This window comes from Thiocapsa imhoffii, from assembly GCF_016583985.1.
Taxonomy (GTDB): domain Bacteria; phylum Pseudomonadota; class Gammaproteobacteria; order Chromatiales; family Chromatiaceae; genus Thiocapsa; species Thiocapsa imhoffii.
In genome coordinates, this window is the sequence record NZ_NRSD01000013.1 from 64013 (window position 1) to 79029 (window position 15017).

At 62.9% G+C, this 15017-nt stretch carries 14 protein-coding genes; 8 read left to right on the forward strand and 6 right to left on the reverse strand.

The window, feature by feature from the left end; all coding sequences use genetic code 11:
- Positions 1-39 precede the first annotated feature (39 nt).
- Positions 40-1470, forward strand: coding sequence for an FAD-dependent oxidoreductase (locus CKO25_RS12940; protein WP_200388358.1), 1431 nt, complete (start codon positions 40-42; stop codon positions 1468-1470).
- 169 nt (positions 1471-1639) lie between these two features.
- On the opposite strand, the gene hemE is transcribed toward CKO25_RS12940, so the two are convergent.
- The 6 genes from hemE to CKO25_RS12970 form a co-directional block, all read right to left on the reverse strand.
- The gene (gene hemE / locus CKO25_RS12945) at positions 1640-2704 is read right to left on the reverse strand and encodes a uroporphyrinogen decarboxylase (RefSeq protein ID WP_200388359.1); all 1065 of its coding nucleotides are present in this window, start codon (positions 2702-2704) and stop codon (positions 1640-1642) included.
- A 149-nt stretch (positions 2705-2853) separates the two neighbouring features.
- A complete protein-coding gene (locus CKO25_RS12950) occupies positions 2854-3639 on the reverse strand; it encodes a DUF6776 family protein (RefSeq protein WP_200388360.1) in 786 nt (261 codons plus the stop codon).
- 50 nt (positions 3640-3689) lie between these two features.
- Positions 3690-4721, reverse strand: coding sequence for an N-acetyl-gamma-glutamyl-phosphate reductase (gene argC / locus CKO25_RS12955; protein ID WP_200388361.1), 1032 nt, complete (start codon positions 4719-4721; stop codon positions 3690-3692).
- Positions 4722-4807: 86 nt separating this feature from the next.
- A complete protein-coding gene (locus CKO25_RS12960) occupies positions 4808-5185 on the reverse strand; it encodes a HesB/IscA family protein (RefSeq protein ID WP_200388362.1) in 378 nt (125 codons plus the stop codon).
- Between the two features lie 319 nt (positions 5186-5504).
- The gene (locus tag CKO25_RS12965) at positions 5505-5987 is read right to left on the reverse strand and encodes a DUF5063 domain-containing protein (RefSeq protein ID WP_242467599.1); all 483 of its coding nucleotides are present in this window, start codon (positions 5985-5987) and stop codon (positions 5505-5507) included.
- 125 nt (positions 5988-6112) lie between these two features.
- Positions 6113-6277, reverse strand: coding sequence for a rubredoxin (locus CKO25_RS12970; RefSeq protein WP_200388364.1), 165 nt, complete (start codon positions 6275-6277; stop codon positions 6113-6115).
- Between the two features lie 477 nt (positions 6278-6754).
- On the opposite strand from CKO25_RS12970, the gene thiD reads away from it, so the two are divergent.
- The 7 genes from thiD to prpC all read left to right on the forward strand — a co-directional run bounded on the left by thiD (position 6755) and on the right by prpC (position 14967).
- Positions 6755-7561, forward strand: a complete 807-nt coding sequence (gene thiD, locus CKO25_RS12975) for a bifunctional hydroxymethylpyrimidine kinase/phosphomethylpyrimidine kinase (protein WP_200388365.1) — start codon at positions 6755-6757, stop codon at positions 7559-7561.
- Positions 7558-8208 carry a thiamine phosphate synthase gene (gene thiE / locus CKO25_RS12980; protein ID WP_200388366.1) on the forward strand — a complete coding sequence of 217 codons (651 nt, stop codon included), beginning with the start codon at positions 7558-7560 and terminating at the stop codon, positions 8206-8208. The genes thiD and thiE overlap by 4 nt, the downstream gene beginning before the upstream one ends.
- Positions 8192-9475 (forward strand): glutamate-1-semialdehyde 2,1-aminomutase, encoded by a 1284-nt coding sequence (hemL, locus tag CKO25_RS12985; protein ID WP_200388367.1) that lies wholly within the window; start codon positions 8192-8194, stop codon positions 9473-9475. The genes thiE and hemL overlap by 17 nt, the downstream gene beginning before the upstream one ends.
- Before the next feature lie 429 nt (positions 9476-9904).
- Positions 9905-11842 (forward strand): acetate--CoA ligase, encoded by a 1938-nt coding sequence (locus CKO25_RS12990; protein WP_200388410.1) that lies wholly within the window; start codon positions 9905-9907, stop codon positions 11840-11842.
- A gap of 139 nt (positions 11843-11981) precedes the next feature.
- Complete coding sequence (locus tag CKO25_RS12995; protein ID WP_200388368.1) at positions 11982-12659, forward strand: GntR family transcriptional regulator; 678 nt, start codon at positions 11982-11984, stop codon at positions 12657-12659.
- Between the two features lie 141 nt (positions 12660-12800).
- Positions 12801-13688: a methylisocitrate lyase gene (gene prpB, locus CKO25_RS13000; RefSeq protein WP_200388369.1), complete on the forward strand. Its 888-nt coding sequence runs from the start codon at positions 12801-12803 to the stop codon at positions 13686-13688.
- Positions 13689-13812: 124 nt separating this feature from the next.
- Positions 13813-14967, forward strand: a complete 1155-nt coding sequence (gene prpC / locus CKO25_RS13005; protein WP_200388370.1) for a bifunctional 2-methylcitrate synthase/citrate synthase — start codon at positions 13813-13815, stop codon at positions 14965-14967.
- Positions 14968-15017: the final 50 nt, after the last annotated feature.

Consider the following 15017-nt stretch of genomic DNA (forward strand, 5'->3'; position numbering starts at 1 on the left):
GTGTTCGGCGACCGCGCCGCTTGTCAGGACCATCGAATCATGACCGCAACCACTCACTACGACGTCTTGATCGTCGGAGCCGGCGTGACCGGCACGGCGCTCCTCTACCAACTGGCAACGTTCACTGATCTCACGCGCCTCTGCCTCGTCGAAAAGTACGATAGCGTCGCGAAGGTCAACTCGCACGCGCACAACAATAGCCAGACGATTCACTGCGGGGATATCGAGACCAACTACACGCTCGAAAAGGCGCGTGCCATTAAGCGCACGGCCTACATGATCATCAACTACGCAACGAAATTACCGGCCCGGGAGCGCGACCGTATCATTCATCGCATGCCCAAGATGGTGTTGGGCGTCGGCCCCGAAGAGTGCCGCGCGATTCGCGACCGCTACGTTCGCTTCAAATCACTCTATCCGCGCATGCAGTTGTTGGAGCGTCAGGACATCGCTGATCTCGAACCCAACGTCGCGCTGGTTGATGGGACGTGGCGCAAGCAGGAGATCGTCGCCACGGGCACGCCCGACGACTACTGCGCCGTTGATTTCCAGGCCTTGGCCCAGTCGTTCTCATCGAACTGCGTGCGCATTGACCGCCACACGAACAAGCAGATCACGCAGTTGTTCTCCACCAAGGTTGAGACGATCCAGCGCGAGGGGGCCGAGTATGCGCTGGAGACCAACCGCGGCCGCTTGAAGGCCCGAGCCGTGGTGGTCTGTGCTGGCGGTCACTCGCTCCTGATGGCTCAGGAGATGGGGATCGGGTTGGAATACTCCTGCATGCCGGTTGCCGGCTCCTTCTATTTCGCACCAGAGGCACTGAACGGTAAGGTCTATACGGTTCAGAACCCGAGCCTCCCGTTCGCCGCCGTGCACGGCGATCACGATATCAAGGAACGCGGGAAAACACGCTTTGGACCCACTGCGTTCATGCTGCCCATGCTGGAACGCCACAATCGCCAGACCGTCCGTGAGTTCTTTCAAGTTCTGCGTTTCGACCGCCAGGTCGCGGCAACCTTTTGGGGGATGCTCAAGGAGCGTGACATCCGTCATTACATCCTCAGGAACCTGCTCTACGAGGTGCCTGTCCTGAACCGACGTCTGTTTGTCCGTGAGATCCAGAAGATCGTGCCCTCGATCAAGGCATCTGATATCACCTATGCCGAAGGTTTTGGTGGTTTACGGCCCCAATTGATCGACAAGGAGGCCGGCCAACTGCGCATGGGTGAAGCCAAGATCACCAACAATGCCGGGTTGATCTTCAACATGACGCCCTCGCCAGGCGGTACCAGTTGTCTCGGGAATGGAGAGACGGATCTGCGGAGCATTGCGGCCCATCTTGGTGCTCGCATTGATGAAGAGGCCTTCACCCGCGAGTTACTGACCGGCTACGAGGACACCCGGACCCAGGACGACCATCCGCTGACGCACCCAGAAGAGAACATCATCCCCTTAGCCAAGGCGGTTTGAACAAGAGGCGAGCGACAGTCGCACACCGCGGCGGTCGCGCTCAGGAACGGATCCCGCGGGTTCAGCCACACCGCACCCATCCCTGGAGCTGCCCTGCGCGAAGACCGCCTGTCTGAGCAGATCAGGCGGGGGCTTGTGCGTCCCGAACACCCGCCGGAACGCACGCCTCTCAGACGTGATAGGGTCGACTCAGCTCGTGGACGGCGGCAACCATGGCACCGGCGTGCTCTGGGTTGACGTCCGGCGTGATCCCATGGCCAAGATTGAAGACGTGCCCTGGACCCTTGCCATAACTGGCGAGCACCCGTGCAACCTCTTCTCGGATTCGCTCCGGCGAGGCGTAGAGGGCGCAGGGGTCGAGGTTCCCCTGTAACGAGACACGATCGCCGACAAGGCGTCGTGCATCGGCAAGGTCGGTGGTCCAATCCACGCCGAGGCCATCACAACCCGTGTCGGCCATGTGATGGAGCCACTGCCCACCATTCTTCGTGAAGAGGATGACTGGGACGGTGCGCCCCTCCGCCTCGCGCGTGAGGCCCGCAACGACGCGCTGCATGTAAGCCAACGAAAATTCGCGATAATTGGCCGGCGCCAGCGCTCCGCCCCAGGTGTCGAAAATCATGGTTGCCTGGGCACCGCGGGCGATCTGCGCATTCAGGTAGGCCGTCACGGCATCCGCCGTCTTGGCCAGCAAGGCATGCAGCAGATCGGGCCGGTCGAACATCATGCCCTTCACATGAGAGAAGTTCTTCGCCCCTCCACCCTCAACCATATAGGTTGCGAGCGTCCAGGGGCTTCCGGAGAAACCAATCAAGGGCACCCGCCCGGCGAGCGCATTGCGAATCACGGCGACCGCTTCCATGACATAGCCGAGTTCGAGCTCTGGATCCGGCACGGCAATGCGCTCGACATCCGCTTGCGTGCGCACGGGACGCTCGAAGTGCGGACCCTCACCCTCGGCGAAATAGAGCCCCAAGCCCATCGCATCCGGTACCGTCAGGATGTCCGAAAAGAGGATCGCCGCATCGAGTGGAAACCGCTCCAGCGGCTGCAAGGTGACCTCGCACGCCAACTCTGGGTTCTTGCACAGATCCATGAAGCTACCTGCCTTCGCACGCGTGGCACGATATTCCGGCAGATAACGACCCGCTTGGCGCATCATCCAGACGGGTGTGTAGTCGACAGGTTCACGCAGCACGGCGCGGAGGAAGGTGTCATTGATCAGTGGCGTCATGAAACAAGACTCAAACAGTCGAGGATGAAACAGCAGGAAGGGTTCGGCTGGTCATTCTACTACGTGTTGGCACGGAGACGAGGAAACGAAGGACACCGAACCGCGGGGAGAACCGACCGGGATGATTCGCCTCGCTGGATCCTCGTGGGTCAGGAATCCTGCGGCGCGACGGCTCCGGTCTCGGCGTTGCGCGCGGCCCCCTCGGTCATGAGCACCCAGGGAAAGAATTCAGAGGTCGGAATCAGGTCCGCTTGCTCAGGCTCAACCAGGATGACGATCCCGCTCGGTTCGAAATCCAAGGGGAGTGCGAAGGTTCCCGAGAGATTTTGCAGATGCTCCAGTTCGACCGACAGGGTTTCCGGATCCGCCGCGGGCAACTCATGAAGCGCGAGACGGCTAACGGTCCCATCCGCGTCTCGCCCCTCGACTGTAAAGCTGACATGCCCCCGCGCGGGGCTGGCCCCTGGAATCAGTTGTGAGACCGTGAAGCGATACTGGACGCGCTGGTTCGGGGCCTCGACGCTGAGTTGCAGATCATGCGCGCGCAATCCGCCGCGACCGCCATCCTGGACCAAGCGCCGCAGATAGGAGATCTCTCTGTTGAGAACGAGTTGCGCATCCTGTGACTGGCGCAGCTGCCCCGTCAGGACCCGCGCGGCTTCTCGATCGATCTGGACGTTCCGTTCCAAGATGACACGCTCGCGCCGTTGCACGGCGAGTTCGTCCTGGAGACTCGCCAATGCCGTCAGGGCCGAATCATGTTCAGCCGCGAGGATCGAAAAGCGCGGCTCAAGCAGCGCCGAGGTCTGCTGGCGACCCAGTTCAAACCCGCCCCAAAAGGCCGCGGCCAAGGCGGCGAGCAGGGCGCCCGCCGCCAGCAACTGAAAGGCAAGACGGCGTGACGCAATGCTCATGGCATCAGTGCGTGCCGGCACGGATCACGTCCGTGATACCGGTACGGCACGCGCGCGATCCCGTGCACACATCAGGGGAGGAGCGCCAGCGCGTCGAGGCCGAGCCGCTCTTCCAGGCCGAACATCAGGTTCATGTTTTGGACAGCTTGCCCAGCCGCTCCCTTGACAAGATTATCGATCACCGATTGGACGATCACGACATCGCTGTTGCGTGGAGAGACCGCCGTGAGCCGGCAGAGGTTGGCGCCCCGCACGGAGCGAGTATCAGGATGAGAGCCGCCCGGCATGGGGTCGACAAAGGGCTCATTCGCATAGTGGCGTCGATAGAGCTCATCGAGCTCGACATCACGACGCTGAAGACGCGCGTAGAGCGTCGCTTCGATTCCACGGATCATCGGGAGCAGGTGCGGCACAAAGGTCAGGCGTAGTGGAGCCTCGGCATAGGTCGAGAGATTTTGCTCGATCTCCGGTGCGTGACGGTGGCCCATTACGCTGTAGGCCTTGAAGCTCTCGCCCACCTCGGCCATCAAAAGCCCGGTCGTGGCCTTACGTCCCGCCCCACTGACACCTGATTTCACATCGGCAATCAACCAGCCCGGATCGATCACCCCCTCTGCCAATAAGGGCTTGAAGCCGAGCGTGACCGCCGTCGGATAGCATCCGGGATTGGCCACCAAGCGAGCCGCGCGGATCGCCTCGCGATGGAGTTCAGGCAAGCCATAGACAGCTTCCTCGAGCAGTTCCGGGCAGGCATGTGGCAAACCGTACCAGGTTTGCCAGAGATCTGGATCCTTCAGCCGGAAATCAGCCGCGAGATCGATCACCCGCACGCCCCGGGTGAGCAGGCCGGGAACCGCCTCCATCGCGGTGCCGTTTGGTGTTGCGAAGAACACGAGGTCGCACTCGGACAGGGCCGGCGTGTCGGGCGGACTAAAGGTCAGATCCACGCGCCCTCGAAGATGCGGAAACATCTCAGCGACCGGCATCCCCGCATCGGTGCGTGAGGTGATCACGGCAAGCGACGCTTCAGGGTGGCACGCGAGGATGCGCAACAATTCCGCACCCGTATATCCCGTTCCACCAACGATTCCAACCCTGACCATACTGAACTCAGCTCCAACCGCGTCTCAGATGCGCTTCCTAACCATGATGCTCCCAAGCAACTCGCCCTAACGGGCGGCAGTCCTGATTAAGAGCATCCGCCACCGGACTCGCCTCCGGACTTGGAGCCGCAGGACCCACAACCGCCACCGACCTGCGGGAGATTATTGAAGACAAAGGTTGCATTCCCGTCGCCTTGGTCGACGAAATCGATCTCGACACCGCGCAAATACGGTAGGGTCCCGTCGTCGATCACGACCTTGAAGCCGTCGAATGCCAGCACACCATCATCGTCATTGATGGCATCGGTGAAGGTCATCCCAAAACTGATGCCGCTACAGCCACCCGGCGTCGCAAAGACTCGGACGCCCTGGATGTGGCTCTCGACTTGCTGGAAGAGGTCGGACATCTTCTCTTGGGCCGTTGCGGTGAGCGTGAGTTCGGATTCATTCAACACTGCGGACATCTCGAAAACCTCGCAAACAAAATTGCCATGGATTGATTCATCGACAACTCGAGGTGCGACCCGGGAATCGCGTTAACGGACCTCGAGTCGACACCGGGAGTGGAATTTGGGCCGATCCTAGGTCGGCGGCTGTGTTGAGATTCTGACCTGCCGCCCGATTCGTGACAATCAGATCTCGCAATGGCCGAGACGCAACGTCACGTGCGGATCCAGCCACACGTTGCGCAAAGGCTCCGCCATCAATGTCCCGACAGCACTGCCGAGTGCGTTGCCAGAACACAGCGCCGAAAGAAAGGGATGATAGCAAATCCAAGCGGATTCAAGGGTCGAGCCGTCCCTGTGACGCAAGCAGGGCAAGATGTCGTTCCGCGTCGATCAGATGCCGGCCCCAATGCCACTCGAAACCGCGAGACCAGGTCGCGAGCGCGGATTCGGGACTCCACCCATAGAGCACCAGCCCGGCCTGTAATTCGCAGTAGATATCGGTGAGGTCATCGGCGAGACTGCCGGTCATCTCCATCGCGTCATCACTGACTTGGTCGAATTCGAGCCAATAGGCGTCGCGATCGGCAAGCAGCGCGCGCAGACGCGAGTAGAGTTCGAAGCGTTCGTCGAGATCGGCGCGGTGCCCTTGCAGCAGAGCGCGTCGGGAGGGCTCGACCGAGTGGATCGCCGCATGCAGTCGGGGCAGGATGCGGGCGACCGCGCGCAGCCAGCCGAAATGTGTGGCCGCCGCGCCTTCGATCAGTTCGCAATAGCGCTGTGCGAGCGCTGCGACCTCAAGCGCGGGCGAATGGCCCAAGCAGCAGTCCTGTTTCACGTCCATGCGTCTGAGTGTAGACGAGAAATCAGCAGACGCGAGGGCGTGCGATAGGATTTGGCTGACCCCACCCCAGGCGTGCGGCCACGGCATCCGATCAATGGGGATCAGACTTCCACCATGTCGAAATCATCCTTCCCCGCGCCACATTCCGGGCATTTCCAGTTGAGTGGCACATCCTCCCACCGCGTCCCGGGCGGAATGCCATCGTCAGGCCAACCTTGCGATTCGTCGTAGATCAACCCACAGATCACACAAATATAGGTCTTCATCGAGCAACTCCATGAGAGACAACGGATCCCGCTAGACCAACGCCGCGATGAAGGATCGTCAACGCTCGACCTGGGGACGGAATCCCACACCAAATCGGGCGAATTCATCGGTTTTCAACCATCGCGCTCATCCTGAGCGGGCGTCCTCGAGACATCGAGGCCGCGGATGCACCTTGCGGAACGCTCCTTGAGATGCGTTCGTGAATGCCAACCGCATTGCAGCAGAGTCGCTTGCATGGGCGCACACCCACGCGTGAACGCTGTCCGCTGGCTCTGAACGGCTTTCCCGTGCTCAGCACGCAGGATGGATCTCAATCGCGGTCGGGCGCACGGGCCTGAGCGGCCCAGGCCCGCTTTGTCGTATGCTTAAATAGACTTCCGAGGGCTGCAACCCAGACGTCCGCGTGTGCTGGCGCGCGCAGCGGAAACAACCGACTCAACCAATCCACCCTGACCCGCGGGAGGAACCGAATCGACATGAACTCGATCGTTGACCGCCCCATCGTGCTCTGCATCGGTGGACACGATCCAAGCGGTGGTGCCGGGATCATCGCCGACTCGGAGGCCGTCCGCGCCGCGGGCGCCTACCCTATCTCCGTCGTCAGCGCACTGACTGAACAGAACACCTGCGAACTGGTGCGCGTGCACGCACAGCCGGCCGAGCAGGTCGAGAGCCAATGCCGCACCCTCCTGCGGGAGTGCCAGCCCAAAGCCATCAAGATCGGGATGGCGGGGAGCTCCCGGGTCATGCGCGTACTCAACGCGCTGATCGACGAGCATCCGAGTCTGCCGGTCGTCCTCGATCCCATCCTCGGCGCTGGGGCCGGTCAGCAAGTCGTCGATGCCGCCATGCTGAACCAGCTCAAGACCAATCTGATCGGGCGCAGCACCCTGGTCACGCCCAATCTCATCGAGGCCCGCTCGCTCACCGATGCACATGATCTAGACGATTGCGCGGCCGCCCTGCTCGCCAGTGGCGCGCGGTGGGTCTTGATCACGGGAACACATGACGAGAGCAGCAGCGTGCACAATTGGCTGTTCAACACCTCGGGACTCCAGCAGCGTCTCGAGTGGCCACGCTTGCAGGGTTCCTATCACGGCTCGGGTTGCACGCTCGCCAGCGCCATTGCCGCCCGGCTCGCGCTCGGGATGACCATGCTCGACGCCGTGGCCGAGGCGCAAGCCTATACCTGGGAGAGCCTCACCCATGCCTTGCGCACCGGCTCCTGCCAACTGACACCGAACCGATTGTTTGCCATGGACGCGCTGGTGCACGACGCATGAAGGGTTACCGCGGACTCTATCTCATCACCCCGGATCAGGAGACGGATCCGCGGGAACTGGCCCGACAGGTCGCGGCTGCGATCCGGGGCGGGGCCCGGCTGGTGCAATATCGCAACAAGGGTGAGAACGTCGCACGCCGCGCGGCACAAGCCGCAGCGCTCCTGCAGGTCTGCCGCGCCGCGGCAATCCCCTTGATCATCAATGACGATGTCGAACTCGCGGTGCAACTTGGCGCCGACGGGGTGCACCTCGGTCGCGACGATGCCGATCCCGCCAGCGTCCGGGCGCGTCTCGGACCCGACGCCCTCATCGGTGTCTCCTGTTACGCCAGCCTCGCCCTTGCCCAGGCCGCGCAATACCATGGGGCCAGCTATGTCGCCTTCGGCAGCGTCTTCCCCTCGCCGACCAAGCCGCGGGCCGTGCGTGCCGCACCCGAACTCCTCGCCTCGGCATCCCGAACGCTGCGCATTCCGGTGGTTGCGATCGGCGGGATCACGCCACAAAATGGCGGGCGATTGATCGCGGCAGGCGCCCACATGCTAGCGGTCGTGACCGGCGTCTTCGCGCAACCGGATCTCGCCGCCGCGGCGCGTGCCTATGCCTCACTTTTTCCCGATGGAGACCCCCTCGATGAGCCGATCCCATGATCTCTTTCAAGCCGCGCAGCGCCACATTCCTGGCGGCGTGAACTCGCCCGTGCGGGCGTTCCGGGGGGTTGGCGGCGATCCGATCTTCTTCGATCACGCAGCCGGCGCCCATATCGTCGACGCCGATGGCAAGCGCTATGTGGATTATGTCGGCTCGTGGGGCCCCATGATCCTCGGCCACGCCCATCCCGACGTGATCGCCGCGGTGCAGGAGCGGGTGCAGAAAGGACTCTCGTTCGGCGCCCCGACCGAGTTGGAAACCATCATGGCGGATCGTGTCTGTGAGCTGGTTCCCAGCATGGACATGGTGCGCATGGTCAGTTCCGGCACGGAAGCCACCATGAGCGCACTGCGCCTCGCCCGCGGCTTCACCGGACGGGACAAGGTCATCAAATTCGAGGGCTGCTATCACGGACATGTGGATTCCCTGTTGGTCAAGGCCGGCTCCGGCGCCCTGACACTGGGTGAGCCCAGCTCCCCGGGTGTCCCCGCGGCCTTGGCCGAGCTGACGATCACCCTGACCTACAACGATCTCGAGCAGGTACGCCAAACCTTCGCCGAGATCGGTGATGAGATCGCCTGCATCATCGTCGAGCCCGTTGCCGGCAACATGAATTGCATTCCGCCCGTGCCCGGGTTTCTCGAGGGGTTGCGCGAGCTGTGTGATCAGTCCGGAGCGGTGCTCATCTTCGATGAGGTGATGACGGGCTTCCGCGTCGCGCGCGGCGGTGCTCAAGAGCTGTTTGGAATCACCCCCGACCTGACTGCCCTCGGCAAGGTGATCGGCGGTGGGATGCCGGTCGGCGCCTTCGGTGGCAAGCGCGAGATCATGTCGCGGATCTCACCGCTCGGCCCTGTTTATCAAGCCGGTACGCTGTCCGGTAATCCGATTGCCATGACCGCCGGCCTCAAGACCTTGGAACTGATCAGCGCCCCCGGGTTCTATGAGCGGCTGAGTCAGACCACCGAACAACTCCTGACCGGCTTACAGGCACGCGCCGATGCGGCCGGCATCCCTGTGAGCACCAATCAGGCCGGTGGCATGTTCGGACTCTTCTTCACCAAGGAGAAGGTCACCAATTATGAGCAAGCGACTCACTGCAATCAGGACCAGTTCAAGGCCTTCTTCCACGCCATGCTGGAGCGCGGCGTCTATCTTGCACCCTCGGCGTTCGAGGCCGGTTTCGTCTCGGCCGCGCATGGCGAGGAGGAGATCACCGCCACGCTGGATGCCGCTGAAGCGAGCTTCGCACTGCTCGCGGGCTGAGACGACGCAGGACCTAAAGCGGGCCGTGCCCCTTGACGCATCGCGTGCCAAGCCTGGCGCGCGATCAGAACCCGCGGATCTCAAACCTGGCTGGGTGGCCCGAGACGTTTGCATGGGACGTCAGACCAAACCCTGGCCTGGGGCCTCCTGCCTGCGCCGGCGGTTCAACCGTTTCGGTGCCCCGCCGGCGCATCTGCAACACCCACGAGACCCAGCAAGGCCGAACCGAATCGCCAGCCCCCAGCAGGCAGCGGCGCCGGCACGATCTTGTACGCCTCACCGCTCGGATCAAGGGCGTCCTCGGTTGTCCATCCTGAGCCCAGTGCGCTCCGAAGACCATGACATCCGGGGTCAACGCTGGCACGGATTGCAAATCCATCGCGACCCCACTAATGTTGCAACGCAACAAATATCGAGAAGCCCTCCGAAATCCGTGCGAGGGCCCGTGTCTCATCCACCGAGGACAGCACCATGGGGTATGAAACCGTCTACGCACGATCCATGCAGGATCCTGCCTCTTTCTGGGCTGAAGCCGCCGAGTTGATCGATTGGGATCAACCCTGGGAGAAGGTCTTGGACGATGCGAACCCGCCCTTTTACCGCTGGTTCGCGGGCGGCATGCTCAACACCTGCTACAACGCCGTCGATCGTCACGTTGCAGCGGGTCGAGGCGATCAGCCCGCCATCATCTACGACAGCCCCGTGACGGACACCAAGACCCGAATCACCTACAGCGAACTGCAGGATCAGGTCGCCCGGTGCGCCGGCGCACTGCAAGCGCTCGGGGTCAGCAAAGGCGACCGGGTTATCGTCTATATGCCGATGGTACCCGAGGCGGTGATCGCCATGCTCGGCTGCGCCCGCATCGGTGCGATCCACTCGGTTGTCTTCGGCGGCTTCTCGGCGCGTGAACTCGCCACGCGGATCGATGACGCCAAGCCCAAGGTCATGATCGCCGGTTCCTGCGGCATCGAACCGAACCGGGTCGTGCACTACAAACCGCTCCTAGACTCCGCGATCGAGCTCGCCGAGCACCAGCCCGAACACTGCATCATCCTGCAGCGCCCGCAGGAACCTGGAAGCCTGATCGCCGGGCGCGATCTGGGCTGGGTCGAGGCACTCAGAGAGGCCACACCGGCACCCTGTCTCTCGGTTGCCGCCACCGACCCGCTCTACATCCTCTACACCTCCGGCACCACCGGCCAACCCAAGGGCGTGGTCCGCGACCACGGCGGTCATGCCGTGGCCATGGCCTGGAGCATGGAGAATGTCTACAACGTCAAACCCGGCGAGGTCTTCTGGGCCGCCTCGGACGTCGGCTGGGTGGTCGGACACTCCTACATCGTCTACGCGCCCTTGTTAACAGGCTGCACCACCCTGCTCTACGAGGGGAAACCCGTTGGCACACCGGACGCTGGCGCCTTCTGGCGCGTCATCGCCGAACACGAGGTCAGTGTTCTCTTCACCGCCCCGACGGCGTTTCGGGCCATCAAGCGGGACGATCCCCGTGCCGAGCATCTCGGCCGCTACGACCTCCGGAGCCTGCGCGCGCTTTTCCTCGCGGGCGAGCGCTGTGACCCCGACACCCTGAACTGGGCCGAGACGATCCTCGGCCTCCCGGTCATCGACCATTGGTGGCAAACCGAGACCGGTTGGGCGATCGCGGCGAACTGTCTCGGGATCGAACCCCTCCCCATCAAACCCGGCTCACCGACCCGTCCGGTTCCAGGCTATGGCGTGGAGATCCTCGATGAGGACGGCATCGCGGTCAAAGCCGGGGAGATTGGGCGCATCATGATCCGGCTGCCACTGCCGCCCGGCTGTCTGGTAACGCTTTGGGGTCATGACGAGCGCTTCGTGCAGTCCTATCTTGCGGCCCAGCCTGGGTATTATCTGACTGGTGACGCCGGCTATCTTGACGAGGATGGCTATGTCTTCGTGATGAGCCGGATCGACGACATCATCAACGTGGCCGGGCACCGGCTCTCCACCGGGGCCATGGAAGGAGTGCTGGCGTCTCATCCGGATGTCGCCGAATGCGCGGTGATCGGCGCCCATGACCAACTCAAGGGCGAATTACCCGTCGGTCTCGTGGTTCTGAAAGCCGGCGTGTCGCGCGACGACGGTTCCATCATCAAAGACTTGGTGGCCCTGGTCCGCGATCAAATCGGGCCGGTGGCCGCGTTCAAGACGGTTGCCATCGTCGAGCGACTGCCGAAAACCCGGTCCGGCAAGATCCTACGGGGCACCATGAAATCGATCGCCGACGGCAAGGACTACCGGATGCCGGCGACGATCGACGACCCGGCCATCCTTGAGGAGATCCGGACCGCGCTGACCACGATTGGATATGCCAAGCCTCTGTGATGGCGAACCGCGGTCGCGGTGGCCGTGACCATCAGGTCACGGCCAAACCTCCCCCCAAATATGTCGACACTTTCTCTTGACATCCCGATCTCAACGGCTATAGTCAGGTGATTGATCGAATTATTGTCGACATAATCCTATGGTCGCCGTTGCCGAATCACTCAAACCCGCAACCCTGACCATCGCCGATCGCGTCTTTGATCAGGTGCGTCAGGCGATCGTCCAGGGGGAGATCCCGCCCGGTAGCAAGATCAGCGAACCCGTGCTGGCCGCACGCTATGGCATCAGTCGCGGCCCCTTACGTGAGGCCTTGCGCCGGCTCGAGTCCACCAACCTCGTGGAACGACGCCCGAATCTCGGCGCCCGCGTCATCAGCCTATCGAACGATCAACTCCTTGAGATCTACGTGATCCGCGAAGCGCTCGAGGGCATGGCGGCACGCCTCGCGGCCGAGCGCATGACCGAGGATGCCATCGCGGACCTGCAACGACTCTTGTCTCAGCATCGCAGTGAGGTCGAGCGGACCGACTGGCAAACCTACTTCCAACAAGAGGGCGACCTGGACTTCCATTTCCAGATCGTTCAGGGCAGTGGCAACCAGCGGCTCATCGATATCCTCTGCAACGACCTCTATCACCTCGCGCGCATGTATCGCTGTCAGTTTGGGATGAAGAGCGACCGGGCGGCCGTGGCACTGAAGGAGCATCAACTGGTTGCTGACGCCATCGCCGAGCGCGACGGGGAGTTGGCTGAGTGGCTGATGCGCCGCCATATTCGCACCTCGCGTCGCGCGATCGAGCGGCGCTTACAGCGCTGAGGCCAGGCCGCGACACCAACCACATCCAATGCCATACCCCGCACGCAACGAGATCGCGCCGCGATCGACATCCATGCCCTGCGTCGAACCATCGGCGTTCGGCGCACACCCGGTTCTGACTTTCGCTAGGAGATCACTCACATGACCGAACCACGCACACCCGGTGCCCGATTGCGGATCGCCGTTGAGGACGAACACCCCTTGCAGGTTGTCGGCGCCGTGAACGCCTATCACGCCATGATGGCCGAGCGCACCGGCTACCGCGCACTCTATCTCTCGGGGGGCGGTGTCGCGGCCTGCTCCTACGGCATCCCAGACCTCGGCATGACCAGCCTAGATAACGTCCTGGAGGACGTGCGACGCATCACCGATGCCACCAGCCTCCCCCTCCTGGTCGATGCCGACACCGGCTGGGGCGGCGCCTTCAACATCGCCCGCACCGTGCGTCTGATGAACCGCGCCGGCGCCGCCGGTTGTCACATCGAGGACCAGGTCGCCGCCAAGCGCTGCGGCCACCGCCCCGGCAAGGCGGTTGTCTCCAAAGAGGAGATGGTCGATCGGATCAAGGCCGCGGTGGATGCCCGCACCGACGATTTCGTCATCATGGCCCGCACCGACGCCCTCGCGGTCGAAGGTATCGACGCGGCGATCGAGCGCGCCATCGCCTGCGTCGAGGCCGGCGCGGACATGATCTTTCCCGAGGCCATGACGGAGCTCGCGCAGTACGAGCAATTCGTCGCCGCGGTGAAGGTCCCGGTCCTGGCCAACATCACCGAGTTCGGCGCGACGCCCTACTTCACCACCACCGAGCTCGGAGCGGTCGGTGTTGGCTTGGTGCTCTATCCGCTCTCGGCCTTCCGCGCCATGAATCTGGCCGCGCTCAAGGTCTATGAGGCGATCCGTCGTGACGGCACCCAGGCTGGCGTGGTCGACCTCATGCAGACCCGCATGGATCTCTACGATTTCCTCAACTATCACGGCTTCGAGCAGAAGCTCGATGCGCTGTTCGAGCAGGGCAAATCCGATTAAGAACAGCCACTAGCCTGGCTATCGCTGCCGCAGAGCCGGACACCGAGCGCTGAGGCAGAGAAAGCCGGAAGCGGGCGACACGCCCCATCACAACCGCATCACACCGACTGAGGGGAAGACAACGATGGCCGAACACCAGGAGAGCACGCTACCGAAACCAAAGAAGTCCGTTGCCTTGTCCGGCACCGCCGCGGGTAACACCGCCGTCTGCACCGTCGGGCGCACCGGAAACGACCTGCACTATCGAGGCTACGACATCCTCGACTTCGCCGATCAGGCCGAATTCGAGGAAATCGCCCATCTTTTGATCCACGGGCATCTGCCGACCGGCGCCGAGCTCACGGCCTACAAGCGCACGCTCAAGGGTCTGCGTGGCCTGCCGGCAGCGCTCAAGATCGCGCTCGAACAGCTTCCTCCCTCGGCGCACCCGATGGACGTGATGCGCACCGGCGCCTCGGTGCTCGGCACCCTCGAACCCGAGAAGGACAGCATGCCGGTCGCCGCCGCGCGCGCCATCGGTGATCGTCTGATCGCGAGCTTCGGCTCCATGCTGCTCTACTGGCATCACTTCGCCCACAACGGCAAGCGAATCGAGGTGGAGACCGACGACGACTCGATCGGTGGACACTTCCTGCATCTGCTGCATGGCGAGACCCCGTCCGAGGAATGGGTGCGTGCCATGCACACCTCGCTCATCCTCTATGCCGAGCACGAGTTCAACGCCTCGACCTTCGCCGCGCGCGTGGTCGCCGGCACCAACTCGGACATCTATTCGGCCATCACCGGGGCGATCGGTGCATTGCGCGGGCCCAAGCATGGTGGCGCGAACGAGGCTGCCTGCGAGATCCAGAGTCGTTACACCAATGCCGACGAGGCCGAGGCCGACATCCGTGAGCGGGTCGGGCGCAAGGAGATCATCATCGGCTTCGGGCACCCGGTCTACACCACTGGTGATCCGCGCAACGAGGTCATCAAGCGGGTCGCGCGGCGTCTGTCCGAGTCCAATGGGGACATGCGGATGTACGCGATCGCCGACCGTCTCGAGACCGTCATGTGGGACATCAAGAAGATGTTCCCGAACCTCGATTGGTTCTCGGCCGTATCCTACGCGCAGATGGGCGTGCCGATCGCGCACTTCACGCCGATCTTCGTGATCTCGCGCACCACCGGCTGGGTCGCCCATATCATCGAGCAACGCCTCGACGCCAAAATCATTCGCCCGAGCGCGAACTATGTGGGTCCGGAGAATCTGAGCTGGGTGCCGCTCGAGCAGCGCTGAGCACGCCCGCCCCAGCCCCACGCACTCGGCCCGGACGCCGTGATCGACTG

Bases quoted from the DNA above. Each gene is read 5' to 3' on its own strand.
- CKO25_RS12960 (WP_200388362.1), bottom strand. From the start codon at position 5,185: ATGTCCGCAGTGTTGAATGAATCCGAACTCACGCTCACCGCAACGGCC.
- prpC (WP_200388370.1), top strand. From the start codon at position 13,813: ATGGCCGAACACCAGGAGAGCACGCTACCGAAACCAAAGAAGTCCGTT.
- CKO25_RS12940 (WP_200388358.1), top strand. From the start codon at position 40: ATGACCGCAACCACTCACTACGACGTCTTGATCGTCGGAGCCGGCGTG.
- prpB (WP_200388369.1), top strand. From the start codon at position 12,801: ATGACCGAACCACGCACACCCGGTGCCCGATTGCGGATCGCCGTTGAG.
- argC (WP_200388361.1), bottom strand. From the start codon at position 4,721: ATGGTCAGGGTTGGAATCGTTGGTGGAACGGGATATACGGGTGCGGAA.
- thiD (WP_200388365.1), top strand. From the start codon at position 6,755: ATGAACTCGATCGTTGACCGCCCCATCGTGCTCTGCATCGGTGGACAC.
- hemL (WP_200388367.1), top strand. From the start codon at position 8,192: ATGAGCCGATCCCATGATCTCTTTCAAGCCGCGCAGCGCCACATTCCT.
- CKO25_RS12970 (WP_200388364.1), bottom strand. From the start codon at position 6,277: ATGAAGACCTATATTTGTGTGATCTGTGGGTTGATCTACGACGAATCG.
- hemE (WP_200388359.1), bottom strand. From the start codon at position 2,704: ATGACGCCACTGATCAATGACACCTTCCTCCGCGCCGTGCTGCGTGAA.
- CKO25_RS12995 (WP_200388368.1), top strand. From the start codon at position 11,982: ATGGTCGCCGTTGCCGAATCACTCAAACCCGCAACCCTGACCATCGCC.
- thiE (WP_200388366.1), top strand. From the start codon at position 7,558: ATGAAGGGTTACCGCGGACTCTATCTCATCACCCCGGATCAGGAGACG.